Genomic DNA, 13,881 nt, shown 5'->3' with positions numbered 1-13,881 from the left:
CGGATCGGGTATACTCCGACATTTTCCGTCGAAGACCCAGCACAGGTGAATTTCGTGAGCCAGACTACGCCCGCCGTGCGCACCTTCCAAGACCTGATCCTCGCCCTGCAGCAGTACTGGGCCGAGCAGGGCTGCGTGGTGCTCCAGCCCTACGACATGGAAGTGGGCGCCGGTACTTTCCACACCGCCACCTTCCTCCGCGCCATCGGTCCGGAAACCTGGAACGCCGCCTACGTGCAGCCGTCCCGCCGTCCGACCGACGGCCGCTACGGCGAGAACCCCAACCGCCTGCAGCACTACTACCAGTTCCAGGTGGTCCTCAAGCCCAACCCGGAGAACTTCCAGGAGCTGTACCTCGGCTCGCTGAAGGCCATCGGCATCGACCCGCTGGTACATGACATTCGCTTCGTCGAGGACAACTGGGAATCGCCGACCCTCGGCGCCTGGGGCCTGGGCTGGGAGATCTGGCTGAACGGCATGGAAGTCACCCAGTTCACCTACTTCCAGCAGGTGGGCGGCATCGAGTGCTACCCGGTCACCGGCGAAATCACCTACGGCCTGGAGCGCCTGGCCATGTACCTGCAGGGCGTGGACTCGGTCTACGACCTGATCTGGACCGACGGTCCGTTCGGCAAGGTCACCTACGGCGACGTGTTCCACCAGAACGAAGTGGAGCAATCCACCTTCAACTTCGAGCACGCCAACGTGCCGAAGCTGTTCGAACTCTTCGACTTCTACGAGAGCGAAGCCAACCGCCTGATCGAGCTACAACTGCCGCTGCCGACCTACGAGATGGTCCTCAAGGCTTCCCACACCTTCAACCTGCTGGACGCCCGCCGCGCCATCTCGGTGACCGAGCGCCAGCGCTACATCCTGCGCGTGCGCACCCTGGCCCGCGCCGTGGCGCAAAGCTACCTGCAGGCGCGCGCGCGCCTCGGCTTCCCCATGGCCACTCCCGAACTGCGTGACGAAGTACTGGCCAAGCTGGAGGCTCAAGAATGAGTGCACAAGATTTTCTGGTAGAGCTGGGCACCGAAGAGCTGCCGCCGAAAGCCCTGAAATCCCTTGGTGACGCCTTCCTCGGCGGCATCGAACAAGGCCTCAAGGCCGCCGGCCTGGGCTACGCCAAGGCCCAGGTCTTCGCCGCCCCGCGCCGCCTGGCGGTCCTGGTCGAGCAGCTCGCTACCCAGCAGCCCGACCGCAGCGTGAACCTCGACGGCCCGCCGATCCAGGCCGCCTTCGACGCCGAAGGCAAGCCGACCCAGGCGGCCCTGGGCTTTGCCCGCAAATGCGGCGTCGACCTGGAGCAGATCGACAAGAGCGGTCCGAAACTGAAATTCAGCCAGACCATTCCCGGCCAGCCCGCCATTGGCCTGCTGCCCGGCATCGTCGAAGCCTCCCTGGCTGCCCTGCCGATCCCCAAGCGCATGCGCTGGGCTGCCCGCCGTGAAGAGTTCGTGCGCCCGACCCAGTGGCTGGTGATGCTGTTTGGCGAAGACGTGGTGGAGTGCGAGATCCTCGCCCAGAAGGCCGGTCGCGAATCCCGCGGCCACCGTTTCCACAACCCGGACAACATCCGCATCAGCAAGCCCTCCACCTACCTGGAAGACCTGCGCAGCGCCCACGTGCTTGCTGACTTCGCCGAGCGCCGCGACATCATCGCCAAGCGCGTGGAAGAGCTCGCCGCCGAGCAGAAGGGCACCGCCGTGGTTCCCGCCGACCTGCTGGACGAAGTGACCGCGCTGGTCGAGTGGCCGGTACCGCTGGTGTGCTCCTTCGAGGAACGCTTCCTCGCCGTTCCCCAGGAAGCCCTGATCTCAACCATGCAGGACAACCAGAAGTACTTCTGCCTGCTGGACGCCAACGGCAAGCTGCTGCCGCGCTTCATCACCGTGGCCAACGTGGTCAGCAAGGACCCGGCGCAGATCATTTCCGGTAACGAGAAAGTGGTTCGCCCGCGTCTCACCGACGCCGAGTTCTTCTTCAAGCAGGACAAGAAGCAGAAGCTGGAAAGCTTCAACGAACGCCTGATGAACGTGGTGTTCCAGGCCCAGCTCGGCACCGTGTTCGAGAAGGCCGAGCGCGTTTCCCGCCTGGCCGGCTTCGTGGCCGAGCAGATCGGCGCCGACCCGGCCCGCGCCGCCCGTGCCGGCATCCTCGCCAAGTGCGACCTGGCCACGGAAATGGTCGGCGAATTCCCGGAAATGCAGGGTATCGCCGGCTACTACTACGCAATCAACGATGGTGAGCCGGAAGACGTCGCCCAGGCGCTGAACGAGCAGTACATGCCCCGTGGCGCCGGCGCCGAACTGCCGCAGACCCTCACCGGCGCCGCCGTGGCCGTAGCCGACAAGCTGGATACCCTGGTGGGCATCTTCGGCATCGGCATGCTGCCCACCGGCAGCAAGGACCCCTTCGCCCTGCGTCGCCAGGCCCTGGGTGTGTTGCGCATCCTGATCGAGAAGCAACTGGACCTCGACCTCGCCGCGGCCGTCGCCTTCGCCATCGACCTCTACGGTTCCAAGGTGAAGTCCGAAGGCCTCGCCGAGCAGGTGCTGGAGTTCGTCTTCGACCGCCTGCGCGCCCGCTATGAGGACGAAGGCGTGGATGTGGCCGTGTATCTCTCGGTACGCGCTCTGCAGCCGTCCTCGGCCCTGGACTTCGACCAGCGCGTGCAAGCCGTCCAGGCCTTCCGCAAGCTGCCGGAAGCCGCCGCCCTGGCTGCCGCCAACAAGCGAGTGTCCAACCTGCTGAGCAAGGCCGAAGGCAGCGTTCCGGGCAGCGTCGACAGCGCCCTGCTGCAGGAAACCGCCGAGCAGGCCCTGGCCAAGGCCGTGGCCGACGCCGAACAGGCCCTGGCGAACGCCGGCAGCTACCGTGAAACCCTGGAACGCCTGGCCAGCCTGCGCGAGCCGGTGGACAGCTTCTTCGAGACGGTGCTGGTCAACGCTGAAAACGCCGCCGTTCGTGGCAACCGCTATGCGCTGCTGGCCAAGCTGCGCGGCCTGTTCCTGGGCGTAGCGGACATATCGGTACTGGGCTGAGGCAAGCCCGTGGGCCGGAGCCTCGAGGCAGTGCGCTTCGGGCGCTCCGGTTCCACGCTTCAGGCGTCGTTCATGAAACTACTGATTCTCGACCGCGACGGAGTCATCAACGAGGACTCCGACGACTACATCAAATCCCTCGAGGAATGGATCCCCATCCCCAGCGCCATCGCGGCCATCGCCCGTCTGAGCAAGGCCGGCTGGACCATCGCCGTGGCCACCAACCAGTCCGGTATCGCGCGCGGTTACTACGACCTTGCCACCCTGGACGCCATGCATGCCCGCCTGCGCGAGCTGGTGGCGGAGCAGGGCGGTGAACTCGGCATCATCCAGTACTGCCCGCACGGCCCCGACGATGGCTGCGATTGCCGCAAGCCGCGCCCGGGCATGCTCAAGCGCATCGCTTTGCACTATGGCGTGGAGCTGGCCGGAATCTGGTTCGTCGGCGACAGCAGTGGTGACCTGGAAGCCGCGCTGGCCGTCGATTGTCAGCCAGTTCTGGTAAAGACCGGCAAGGGCGGACGCACCCTGGCCAAAACCTTGCCAGCGGGCACCCTGGTATTCGACGATCTTGCGGCGGTTGCCGCACATCTCCTTCAGTAAGGTCAACAGCTCCCATGACGACAGTGCAGGCCATCAGAACCTTCATCTTCTACCTGCTGCTGTCACTGAGCGCGTTCATCTGGGGCACGCTAAGCCTCTTTTTCGCGCCTTTCATGCCATTTCGTGCGCGTTACCGCTTCATCGTCTGGCGCTGGTGCCGGTTCGCCGTCTGGCTGGCGAAAGTGATGGTCGGCATCCGCTATGAAGTGAAAGGCATGGAGAACGTGCCGGCGCAGCCCTGTGTGATCCTCGCCAAGCATCAGAGCACCTGGGAAACCTTCTTCCTCTCCGGCGCGTTCGAGCCCCTCAGCCAGGTGGTCAAGCGCGAGCTGCTGCGCGTGCCCTTCTTCGGCTGGGCCATGGCGCTGATGAAGCCCATCGCCATCGATCGCAGCAACCCCAAGGCGGCCCTCAAACAGCTCGCCGCGCAAGGCGACGAGCGCCTCAAGCAGGGCGCCTGGGTGCTGATCTTCCCCGAAGGCACCCGCGTTCCGGTCGGCCAGATGGGCAAGTTCTCCCGCGGCGGCGCGGCCCTGGCAGTGAACGCCGGGCTACCGGTGCTGCCGGTGGCACTCAATGCCGGCCACTTCTGGCCGAAGGAAGGCTGGGCCAAGTATCCGGGCACCATCCAGGTCGTCATCGGCCCGGTGATGCACGCCGAAGGTGAGGGTCCGAGGGCCATCGCCGAGCTGAATGACAGGGCTTTTTCCTGGGTGGAAGCGACCCAGCGCGAGCTGGAAGGTCCGCAAGCCACCACCAAGGTCGAGACCCCGGCCTGACCTGTGGATAAGCTGTGAACCAATTTTTGGCGAATCGCCGAAATAACAGCTCAAGCCCACGATTCATCAGGCTTTGCGTTTCACAATGAAGCTCGGCGAGAAAGTGCATAACGACTTCTCGCAGAGCACCGGCGTTACCCCTTCAGGTACTTCGAATCGAGGGCGTTGAAGCAGCGGATGATCCGCTCGCGCGCAACGCCCGGGAAGTTCTTCTCGGTCAGCACCACCAGCACCGACGCCTTGACCCGACCCGAGCGCAGCTGCCGCATCATGTAGGCACCAATCTCTTCATCGGTGACGCTCGGTACATCGTCCTGGTTCTCATCCATCCTGCCGCTCCGCTATGGCCTCTAGGGCCTCTGCAAGCCGTTCCAGATTACGCTTCCCAGCCACGCACGCCCATGCCCCACCCCGATAGCAGGACGAGCGAAAGCACGCTATGTGGATGCGCCAGGAAACGGGAAAAGGGAAATTTACAAAAGCCGGAAAGCACTGAGGGGAGCCGAAGCTCCCCTCAAATGGTTTTTCATTCTTGTTGTTGTTCTTATTGCGTGTTCGTTGTTGTTCTTCGCTACTGGCTGCTAGCGAGCCAGAATTGGCTGGTCCCAACATGGACCGAGGGCAAACGGATTTTTTTGGACGCTGATCATGCCATCGTCATTTCTGAACCAACCAGAGCGCCGCTACCTTGAGGTAGTTTTATTGTTCTATTGCTCCAGTCACCGGGTGAGGAACGGCACACCCTGTCCAAAAAAATCGGTTTGCTTCTTCTCTGGGCTGTTGTTGTTGTTTTGTCAGAGTCGAAAACTTTCTTTTTGAAGCTTCTTATTGTTGTTGTGCCAGATATAGAGCATACCTCGTGCCAACTTTTACAAACCCCTTATAAATCAATAGCTTAATAAAATTTCTCGTTTCAGGATCACGCTCCAGCGCCCTGAAATGTTCCCTTACGACCCGTCCGGATACTCGTGAGCCGTGTCATGGGTAACACTCGACGCCCCCTTCCCCGGGCAAAGTGTTACCCCCTGTTTCCAGCATGTAACTCATTGCTGTAGAAAGAATTTTCTCTCCCGACCAACCATTCATGCAGCCTTGAGCAGTGCCTTGATCCAATCCAGGGGCGCTTGTTCTCCGAGCGAATCGAAGACGAACTCCTGGCCTCGATATGCACTGTTCAGCATGCAACGATCACCAGCGACGGTCCATCGATTCGGATTCCGGTGAAAGCTCAATCCGGGTCGCCCTGCAGCGGGTGCAAACCAGGCCGGCAACTGCCAGCGTGTCTGCAGTTTCGAATCAGGTGCAGTCAGCACCAGGCGCTCGTCCAGCAATCGAAAGCTGCCAGCTCCCGGCACGCACTCCAACAGGCCATCCAGGCAAAGCCTTTCCGTCGCGACATACAGGGTATTGCTGGCGTCCTCCCCATAGGCAAAGTGAGGATGGTAGCGCGCCCAAGGCATCGCGTCGGCGGGTATATCGTCAACCTTGAGAATCTCCCCAACCTGTAGCCATCCCCAGATCACCTGACACGCGGGCTGGCCGGGGCGGAAATGCCATACACCAGGCCCTGTTTCTTCGACTGGGCGAAAGGAGCCGAAGAAGAGGAACAGGTCACCCACGGCCACGCCCTCATTACGCAAATGCCCTTGGGCGCCGCCGCTTTGGCCCAGTGTCGGCCGCCAGCCGGGTAGGCGGGGCAGGGCGTCGGCTCGCAGATCCGGATCCAGATGTGCGCGTCGGCGATGCCAGCCCGCCTTCCGATCCAGTCCGCTCACCAGGTCACCCAGATTGATGCCGTCAAAGGCGATATCACCAAAGCAGATGGCCGACTCGGGGTCTGGGATGGGTAACGAACAGAGCCGGCCATCCGGCAGGATCGGGCTCGGACAACCGCCAGCGGATGAATCGAAACCCTTGCGGCTCAGGATGATGCGCATCGCTGGTTTTCCTCCCTATACGCTGCACAGTTTGCCCACGAGCCGTGGGTATGCACCAACGCTGACCCGAACATGGGAAAGGGCAGATTTCCTCCCCTTCCAGAAGCAAAAACCCCCGGCGAGTGGCCGGGGGTTTTCTTCTTCTGGTGACTGGAGGTGGGAAAAGTAAACCGACTTTGACGCTCCCGAAAAACTGGGGTAGACAGCCGTTCGGACAAAGAAAATTTCTCCTTTGGCCAAAGTTATCCGCCCATTTCCCACCTTCGGCCAAAGTTATCCGCTCGCAAAATTGACAAAAAGTCAAGACATATGAATAGGTTACGCTAAAACGCTCAATATTCAAGGGCCCGCTAGACTCTCCCCCAAACGCTATCTGTTACCACCCTTTCGGGATACACCCCCCTAGCTGGGTAAGCACCTCCCTCGCACGCGGTGGCGTTCATCCTACGCATTGGCCGTTCACCAGTCCTGCAGTGTCTGCACATCCTCCAGACAACAAAAAACCCGCCGAAGCGGGTTCTTTGCAACGATCCGACATCCTGTCGGCACATCCGTGTTTATCGTCCTTGATTCTGAGCGACTCCTTCGCTCAGTGGATGCCTAAAGGTTACAAATGAGGCGTAAGGTTCGGTAGCAGTCGTTACCTTCACCTGATGTAAGCCATTCGCTATACCTGTCGGCGGATCAGTCAACCGCCGCCACGTGAGGGCAGTCTGCCCAGCTGGGAGTGGGCTGGCGGACAACTCATAGCTATTGAGTGATCCTGCGAAATAGCTGTTCTGCTAGCTGCCTAGCCTCCTGCTCCTGCATTTCACTGATTGCCAGCAAGTCGACCCCCTCATCACCCGCCACGTACAACGGCCCCCCCTGGTCATCGTCGTAATCCTGGTCGGCATACAGTCCGCCATCATGATAGGCCCTCAGCGAGCTCTCCCGGAGGTCATGCCCCAGCAGTTCGGATAGGAAGACCCACACCCAACTCTGAAACAGGTTGTGCTCGTCGTATTCGTCAATCAAAGCCCGCATGGCGATATCGCCCAGGGTGGCGGCCTCGCTGTACCAACGCTTGGCACTCTCGAAATCGCCTTGCGCCTCGGCCTGCTGCGCAGCATCCAAGGCGAGCTCCAGTTGTGCTGCGCCGTAACCAAGACGCGCGGCCTCCTGGAGATGGAACGTTTGGCGCTCTTCTTTCGAGGTGTTCTCTTTGTATGCCAGCGCCCATTCCAGCTCGATTCCGGTCAGCTCGCGACCCTGCGCCAACAGGGAGTGCCAGTACTCGGAGCCTTCGACTTCCTCGAACTCATCTCCTCTATATAGAAGCACAAGGGCAAAATGAGCCTTGGCATCCCCGCGCTGGGCCACCTCAGCCAAACTGTGCATGAGCAGCTCCACCTGGCGGAGATCTATACACGGCGTACTTTGCGCATGCGATGCCAGCTCATCATCTTCCCAGTCCCAATCATCCTGATCGGGCCAGTCATCGCCGTTCAGCGACGCGAGTACCTCGTCCAGGGAAACCGCACCGAGCCGTCGGTCTTGGATGAGCTGCAACAACACAGCACCTGCCGAGTCTGCGACATGCGAGTAACCAAGCTCACTCAGTCGGCCATTGAGGCAAAGGAGATGCTCAGCCGGAATTACTGGCTTGGCGTCGAGTACAGCCAGCAGATGGTGCGAATGAAGGTAAGCGTCTGCTGATCACGCCTTGCGGTGTTGGGCGTTAGCGGACGCTACTCATTGGAAAGAAATCGCTCTGTGATCAATGCCACAGCCGCCGCCGGCGACATCAGGGCCGTGTCTACTGTAAACGGAGCCTCATCCCACGCCGCATATTCATGGCCCAATACGGACTGCCAGGTTGGCGGTGTTAGCCCAGGAATATCAATCACCCTCGTCTCTACCCGGCGCTGGTGCTCATGCTTGTCAGAGCAAACGACCTGAACATTCACTAATGGAGCATCAGCACGCTTTGCGATTTCGCTCCATGCCTTTCGGCTTTCGATTACCGGGTTCACGCAGTCGACTATGACCGTGTTGCCAATACGGAGATTGCTCAGAGCAAGCTCATTGGCCACCAGATACCCGCTCCGCCCCACGCCTCGCGCCAGAGCTTCTGAATTTCGAATCGCTTGCTCAATCGCGTCGATCCGCAGATACACCGCGGTTAATCGGGTCGCAAGGTCTCTTGCGATGGTCGTCTTTCCGGTACCTGGAAGGCCGCTGAAGACAATGAGCATTCCCTGTCCCTCGATTGGTGAGTCAAGCCAGCAGGCGGTTGCCAGTTATGCGGTAGCAATTGCCTAATCTCAATCGCCCGCTGCTTCGGCAGTCGTGTGAGCACATCCTTGAGATAGGCATACGGATCGTGCCCATTCATGCGGGCCGACTGGATCAGGCTCATGATCGCCGCCGCCCGCTTGCCGCTGCGCAGCGACCCGGCAAACAGCCAGTTCGAGCGACCCAGCGCCCACGGCCGGATCTGGTTCTCCACCCAGTTGTTGTCGATGGGCACGGCTCCGTCATCAAGGTAGCGCGTCAGTGCCGTCCACCGCTTCAAGCTGTAGTCGAGCGCCTTGGCAGTCGCTGACCCTTCAGGCACCAAGTCGCGCTGGGCCAGCATCCAGGTATGCAGTGTTTCGAGGATAGGCGCTGCGTTCTCCTGCCGTATTCGCCGGCGATCTTCATCGCTCAAGTCGCGCGCTTGCCGTTCGATTTCGTAGAGGCCGGCCATTGCGTGCAGCGCCTGCTCGGCCAGCTGGCTTTTATTCGCCACGTGCAGGTCGAAGAACTTGCGCCGGGCGTGGGCCATGCAGCCGATTTCGGTGATGCCTTGCTCGAACCCGGCCTTGTAGCCGGCAAAGTCGTCACAGACCAGCTTGCCGTTCCATTGGCCGAGGAAGTTGCGCGCATGCTCGCCGGCGCGGCTGGGGCTGAAATCGTAGACTACGGCGCGCAGGTCGGCGAAGGGCGTGGTGCTGTAGGCCCAGACGTAAGCCCGGTGAGTTTTCTTCTCGCCTGGAGCAAGCATCTGTACCGGGGTTTCATCGGCGTGGATCACGTCTTGGGCCAGCACTGCTTCGCGCAGCGCATCGACCAGCGGCTGAAGCTGTACGCCGGTTTGCCCAACCCACTGGGCTAGTGTCGAGCGAGCGATGGCCAGGCCGGCACGGCCAAAGATCTTCTCCTGCCGGTACAGCGGCAGGTGGTCGGCGAATTTGGCCACCATCACATGCGCCAGCAGGCCGGCGGTGGGGATGCCCTTGTCGATCACCTGGGCCGGCACTGGCGCCTGGATCAGCGTTTCGCATTGGCGGCAGGCCCATTTCCCACGCACGTGCTGTTCGACGGTGAACACGCCCGGCGTGTAGTCGAGCTTTTCGCTGACATCCTCACCCACGCGCTGAAGCTGGCAACCACAGGCGCATTGGGTGTTCTCCGGCTCGTGGTGGATCACGGTGCGCGGGAATTGCGCTGGCAGCGGTGCGCGCTTGGGCTGCTGGCGCGGCTCAGCCGGGGCGGTCGGCGGGTTGACCGCCTTCAGCTCGGCCTCGATAGCGGCGATGTCGGTGTCGAGCAGGTCTTCCAGCAAGCTGCCTTGGGCAGGACTCAACTGCTCGCTGCGCTTGGCGAACTTGTGCCGTTTGAGCAACGCGATCTCGTGGGTCAGCTGTTCGTTGACCGTTTCGATGCGCTGGATCTTCTTGCCCATCAGGTCGACCTGCGAGAGCAACTGCGTCGCCAGTGCGCGCAGTTGGTCAGGAGTCATCTGGTCGAGGTTGGGCGAGGCAGTCATGCCGCTGATTGTGCCAGAGCAGGCGGTCAGCGGAGATAAACCGATGGGCTAATGGCCGGTGCTACAGCACTGTGATCGCGCCGGCTGCACCGACCCGCTGCCAGGGTAAACCCAGCACCAAAGCCTGAAACTGCTCGGCGTCGAGTTCGACCTCCGAGCCGTGCCGGATGCCTGGCCAGTGAAACTTGCCCTGGTGCAAGCGTCGCGCGGCCAGCCAGATACCCACACCGTCATGCACTAGGACTTTCATGCGGTTGGCGCGGCGATTGGCGAAGAGATAGGCGCAGTGCGGCTTCGCCGCACCGAACACCGCGATCACGCGGGCCAGCGCGGTCTCGGTGCCGGCGCGCATGTCCATCGGTTCGGTGGCGAGCCAGATAGCATCGATGCGGATCACTGGGCGAGCCCACGGACAAAGCGGGCGCAGCCTTCAGGATCGGAGACTGGCCATTTCACTGTGACCGCTTGCTCGCCAAGCGGTAGCTCAATAATCACCGATGCTTCAGCCGGCCGTTTAGGTGTAGCCCGCAAGGGAACGAAAGCCGGCAACGCCGCCGGTGGCTGATCTCGGTAAAGCGGTAGCCACTTGCGAATGACGTTGGCGTTGATGCCGTGGCTGATGGCAACGCTGGAGACGGTCGCACCGGGTTGCAGGCACTCCTGAACAACCTGGGCCTTGAACGGTTTGGGGTAAGAGCTTCGTTGGCGCATAGGATTCCCGGCGATAAGGGCTATCGCGTCCGCTTAAAAATACGCGGACACCATCGCCCTTAATGCTGGAGTTCGGAAGGTGACTTGGCTGGACGCTTACGAATGAAGTGCGGCACTGGACTTGAATCCGAAGCACGCCGCCAGCAGCTCATGAACATGCGCGTGCCGGAACGACTGCTGGGTTGCAGACTCCAGCTGACGCTTGGCGGTATAGGCGAGTTCTTTCATAGCCATGAAACCATCCTCGTAACCTGGCCGTATGGAGCACGCGGCACACGTTTAAGCCCCAGACGATCAGGCGTTGGAAGGTTTCAGACAGCAGGGAGGAGGGGTAACACGCCTTTTTTAACTCGTGTGCAAGTTGGGCGGGCGCCTGCGCAAGATTCTAGCGAGCGGGAACAAGTCGAGTCCAGTGCGCAGAAGCTGACTTGTGAATCGGCCCGAGTTTCTACACTCCGACGGTACTGACTAGGACAAATAGGCAGATTGCGGGTCATGCAGCGCATCCTTGGCTACTCGTTTGACTCAAGCAACTCCATTGAACTCGACGGATCCGCGAGGCGATAGCCCATTGCCCGGTAGCCGGCCTGACGCTTGTTCCACATCCGTAACAAGGCAGGATGTCCGGCATCGACGAAGTCGACAATGCGTACGTCGGCTTTGCTCGCATGCTCCCGGTGCAGTCGCCCGGCATACTGTTGAAGGTTGCCCTTCCAGGAAATCGGCATGGCCAGGATCAAAGTGTCCAACGGCGGATGGTCGAAACCTTCACCGACCAGTTTGCCGGTAGCCAGGAGTACTCGTGGGGCATCGGGTGGTAACGCTTCCAGCTCTCCAATCAGCGCAGCCCGTTGCTTCTTGGATAGCCGGCCATGCAGCGCGAACAAGTTTTCCACCCGCCCAACCAGTAGTTCTTCGATAGCACCCAGGTGGTCGGTACGCTCCGTCAGTACCAGGATCTTCCGACCTTGCCTGAATGCCGTCTCGACCGCCGCAATGATTCTGTCTGTTCGCTCTCCATCGTCAGCGAGCTGCCGGAAGACCTCCTGAATGCCGACGTTCTCGGCCACCACCATCGGCTGACGCAACCACTGAGGCATTACCACCAGATCAACGGGAGCGCTCGCCGGCCTCGACGCAATGTGCCGTATGGGCCCGCATTGCATGAAGATAATCGGATGCTGGCCATCCCGGCGCATCGGCGTAGCGGTCAATCCGAGCACATATCTGGCGGCGGAGCTCTTTAGGATGGCTTCGAATGAAATGGCTGACAGGTGATGGCACTCATCGACGATGATCTGTCCGTATTTTTTCACCTGCTCACTGACTTCACCCTGGCGCGACAACGACTGCATCACCGCGACATCGATGAGCCCGCTCGGCTTGGCTTTACCGCCCCAGATGGTGCCGATCATTCCTTTCTCAACACTTAGGAATGTCTGCAAGCGCTCCTTCCATTGCTGGAGCAGCTCAGTGCGATGCACCAGCACCAGTGTATTCACGCCTCGCCTGGCAATCAGCGCAGCGGCTGTCACGGTTTTACCAAAGGCCGTCGGCGCACACAGGATTCCGGTTTCATGCTCCAGCACGGCCTCAAGGGCAGTCTCCTGATCCGGCCGCAACGTTCCCGCAAAGCGGATATCGATAGGCTCACCCAAGAAGCGCTCATCGTGCAGCACCAGGGCAGTGCCGTTTTCCTGTAACAGTTCTTGGGCAGCACTCAGGCAGCCACGCGGCAACGCAATGTGCCTGGGAAAGTTCTCGGCACAACCAATCACGCGTGGCTTGTTCCACACCGGTAGGCGCATGGCCTGAGCCTGGTAGAACTCCGGATTTTGAAACGCCGCCAACCGGATGAGCTGATTGGCCAACGGCTGGGGCAGTTCGGATTTGTTGAAATAGACCTGATTGGCCAAGGTCACATTCAACGCGGCGGGCAGCGGACAGGTCAGTTTCCGTGACTTGGGCGCCTGCTGCTCCCAGGGCTGTCGGTCTTCAGTATCGTCACCGATCACATCCAGGGGATGGCGGTGCCCAATGGCCCTGACTATTGCCGGCTCGATGTCGTCGCGGTGCATCGGACAAATGCTCGCGAGGAAAGCCCACTGGTCGGGATAAGGAATCAGCTCCTCATCGACAAAAACGCTGGCATTTCGCGCACGCGCTTGCTTCTGCAATGGCAAGGCAATCAGATTTCCGAAGCCTCCTTTCGGCATGCTGTCCTGGTTCGGAAAAAGCCGATCATAGGAGGTCAGGGCCAGCTGCCGGGTGCGTTCGCAGGTATGGCTGATGATCGCGGTACCCAGGCGACGCGCCTCAGACGCTAGTACATAGCTCGCGAAGAAAATCCAAGCATGTGCCCCATGACCGGAGCGTGAAATTTCCACCGCAACCGGTACACCCAACTCTCGGCATGACTTCGCAAAGGCTCGGACATCATCCCGCCAGTCAGCCTCGTCAAAATCCACGGCCAGGAAATGGCAGGTGTCGTCCGGCATCAGTGGATAGACGCCAATGACGATCTCACCGGCCAGATGCCGATACAGCACCTGGTCGCTCAGCGGTATCAGCTGACGATGCGGACACTCGCCGCATTTGATCCGGGGTTTCTCGCAAACGCCGACACGCCACTCGTTGGCACAGGCCGGGGAATACCCCGATTTGCCCGCCTTGCTTTCCCAGCGCAGCGGAAACACATCGGCTCGGCCCTGGAACAAGCGCCTGAACAGCTCCAGCTTCGCATCGGTGCCCAGCATCACCGGCGCTGGTTCGGCTAAGGGGACTTCAGCCGCCTTGGTAGGCGCGACAGGTAGACGCCACTCGATACCGTTGGTTTCCAGTAATGCAATCAAGCGGGCGTTTTCAGCCTGTAGTTGCGCCAGCAGATGTAAGCGCTCCATAAATCCCGTCCGCCTGGACGGGGTTTGTTTTCAGGAAGCCGGGACAGAAGCTGGCGAGCAGTTCCACGGCAGCAGTGCTTCGTAATCCTCAACGCTGCTGGCGGTTGGCAGGCG

Annotated in this window: 12 protein-coding genes and 1 pseudogene; 4 read left to right on the top strand and 9 right to left on the bottom strand. The window is 60.8% G+C overall.

Annotated elements, in window-relative coordinates; translation table 11 throughout:
* Positions 1-54 precede the first annotated feature (54 nt).
* From glyQ to ACFW0B_RS16960, 4 genes are all read left to right on the top strand, one after another.
* Complete coding sequence (gene glyQ, locus ACFW0B_RS16975; protein WP_449150148.1) at positions 55-1,002, top strand: glycine--tRNA ligase subunit alpha; 948 nt, start codon at positions 55-57, stop codon at positions 1,000-1,002.
* On the top strand, positions 999-3,044 hold the full coding sequence (glyS, locus tag ACFW0B_RS16970; RefSeq protein ID WP_449150146.1) for a glycine--tRNA ligase subunit beta: 2,046 nt from the start codon (positions 999-1,001) through the stop codon (positions 3,042-3,044). The genes glyQ and glyS overlap by 4 nt, the downstream gene beginning before the upstream one ends.
* A 72-nt stretch (positions 3,045-3,116) precedes the next feature.
* A complete protein-coding gene (gene gmhB / locus ACFW0B_RS16965; RefSeq protein WP_449150144.1) occupies positions 3,117-3,647 on the top strand; it encodes a D-glycero-beta-D-manno-heptose 1,7-bisphosphate 7-phosphatase in 531 nt (176 codons plus the stop codon).
* Positions 3,648-3,661: 14 nt separating this feature from the next.
* Complete coding sequence (locus tag ACFW0B_RS16960; RefSeq protein ID WP_449150142.1) at positions 3,662-4,426, top strand: lysophospholipid acyltransferase family protein; 765 nt, start codon at positions 3,662-3,664, stop codon at positions 4,424-4,426.
* A gap of 134 nt (positions 4,427-4,560) precedes the next feature.
* Here the strand turns inward: ACFW0B_RS16960 and ACFW0B_RS16955 are convergent, their stop codons facing one another.
* From ACFW0B_RS16955 to ACFW0B_RS16915, 9 genes and pseudogenes are all read right to left on the bottom strand, one after another.
* Positions 4,561-4,755, bottom strand: coding sequence for a hypothetical protein (locus ACFW0B_RS16955; protein ID WP_449150140.1), 195 nt, complete (start codon positions 4,753-4,755; stop codon positions 4,561-4,563).
* Positions 4,756-5,508: 753 nt separating this feature from the next.
* Positions 5,509-6,363: an Nmad3 family putative nucleotide modification protein gene (locus tag ACFW0B_RS16950; protein ID WP_449150138.1), complete on the bottom strand. Its 855-nt coding sequence runs from the start codon at positions 6,361-6,363 to the stop codon at positions 5,509-5,511.
* A 750-nt stretch (positions 6,364-7,113) separates the two neighbouring features.
* Positions 7,114-7,917: a hypothetical protein gene (locus tag ACFW0B_RS16945; protein WP_449150136.1), complete on the bottom strand. Its 804-nt coding sequence runs from the start codon at positions 7,915-7,917 to the stop codon at positions 7,114-7,116.
* 176 nt (positions 7,918-8,093) lie between these two features.
* On the bottom strand, positions 8,094-8,600 hold the full coding sequence (locus ACFW0B_RS16940) for an AAA family ATPase (RefSeq protein WP_449150134.1): 507 nt from the start codon (positions 8,598-8,600) through the stop codon (positions 8,094-8,096).
* A 35-nt stretch (positions 8,601-8,635) separates the two neighbouring features.
* A pseudogene (gene tnpC, locus ACFW0B_RS16935) lies at positions 8,636-10,156 on the bottom strand (IS66 family transposase); the annotation flags it as partial.
* Positions 10,157-10,217: 61 nt separating this feature from the next.
* The gene (tnpB, locus tag ACFW0B_RS16930; RefSeq protein ID WP_449150132.1) at positions 10,218-10,553 is read right to left on the bottom strand and encodes an IS66 family insertion sequence element accessory protein TnpB; all 336 of its coding nucleotides are present in this window, start codon (positions 10,551-10,553) and stop codon (positions 10,218-10,220) included.
* Entirely contained in the window at positions 10,550-10,867 is a 318-nt protein-coding gene (gene tnpA, locus ACFW0B_RS16925; RefSeq protein WP_449150130.1) for an IS66-like element accessory protein TnpA, read from the bottom strand. Before tnpA ends, tnpB begins: the two co-directional genes overlap by 4 nt.
* A 96-nt stretch (positions 10,868-10,963) precedes the next feature.
* Positions 10,964-11,101, bottom strand: coding sequence for a hypothetical protein (locus ACFW0B_RS16920; RefSeq protein WP_449150128.1), 138 nt, complete (start codon positions 11,099-11,101; stop codon positions 10,964-10,966).
* 278 nt (positions 11,102-11,379) lie between these two features.
* Positions 11,380-13,767: a TOTE conflict system archaeo-eukaryotic primase domain-containing protein gene (locus ACFW0B_RS16915; protein WP_449150126.1), complete on the bottom strand. Its 2,388-nt coding sequence runs from the start codon at positions 13,765-13,767 to the stop codon at positions 11,380-11,382.
* Positions 13,768-13,881 lie beyond the last annotated feature (114 nt).

The organism is Metapseudomonas phytobenefica (assembly GCF_043392685.1).
Taxonomy (GTDB): Bacteria; Pseudomonadota; Gammaproteobacteria; order Pseudomonadales; family Pseudomonadaceae; genus Metapseudomonas.
The sequence above is the reverse complement of the archived record's forward strand: the minus strand, read 5'-3'. Positions and strand labels throughout refer to the sequence as shown.

Coding starts and splice junctions, on each gene's coding strand:
- tnpA (WP_449150130.1), bottom strand. CDS start 10,867: ATGCGCCAACGAAGCTCTTACCCCAAACCGTTCAAGGCCCAGGTTGTT.
- glyS (WP_449150146.1), top strand. CDS start 999: ATGAGTGCACAAGATTTTCTGGTAGAGCTGGGCACCGAAGAGCTGCCG.
- gmhB (WP_449150144.1), top strand. CDS start 3,117: ATGAAACTACTGATTCTCGACCGCGACGGAGTCATCAACGAGGACTCC.
- ACFW0B_RS16955 (WP_449150140.1), bottom strand. CDS start 4,755: ATGGATGAGAACCAGGACGATGTACCGAGCGTCACCGATGAAGAGATT.
- ACFW0B_RS16940 (WP_449150134.1), bottom strand. CDS start 8,600: ATGCTCATTGTCTTCAGCGGCCTTCCAGGTACCGGAAAGACGACCATC.
- ACFW0B_RS16950 (WP_449150138.1), bottom strand. CDS start 6,363: ATGCGCATCATCCTGAGCCGCAAGGGTTTCGATTCATCCGCTGGCGGT.
- ACFW0B_RS16960 (WP_449150142.1), top strand. CDS start 3,662: ATGACGACAGTGCAGGCCATCAGAACCTTCATCTTCTACCTGCTGCTG.
- ACFW0B_RS16920 (WP_449150128.1), bottom strand. CDS start 11,101: ATGGCTATGAAAGAACTCGCCTATACCGCCAAGCGTCAGCTGGAGTCT.
- ACFW0B_RS16915 (WP_449150126.1), bottom strand. CDS start 13,767: ATGGAGCGCTTACATCTGCTGGCGCAACTACAGGCTGAAAACGCCCGC.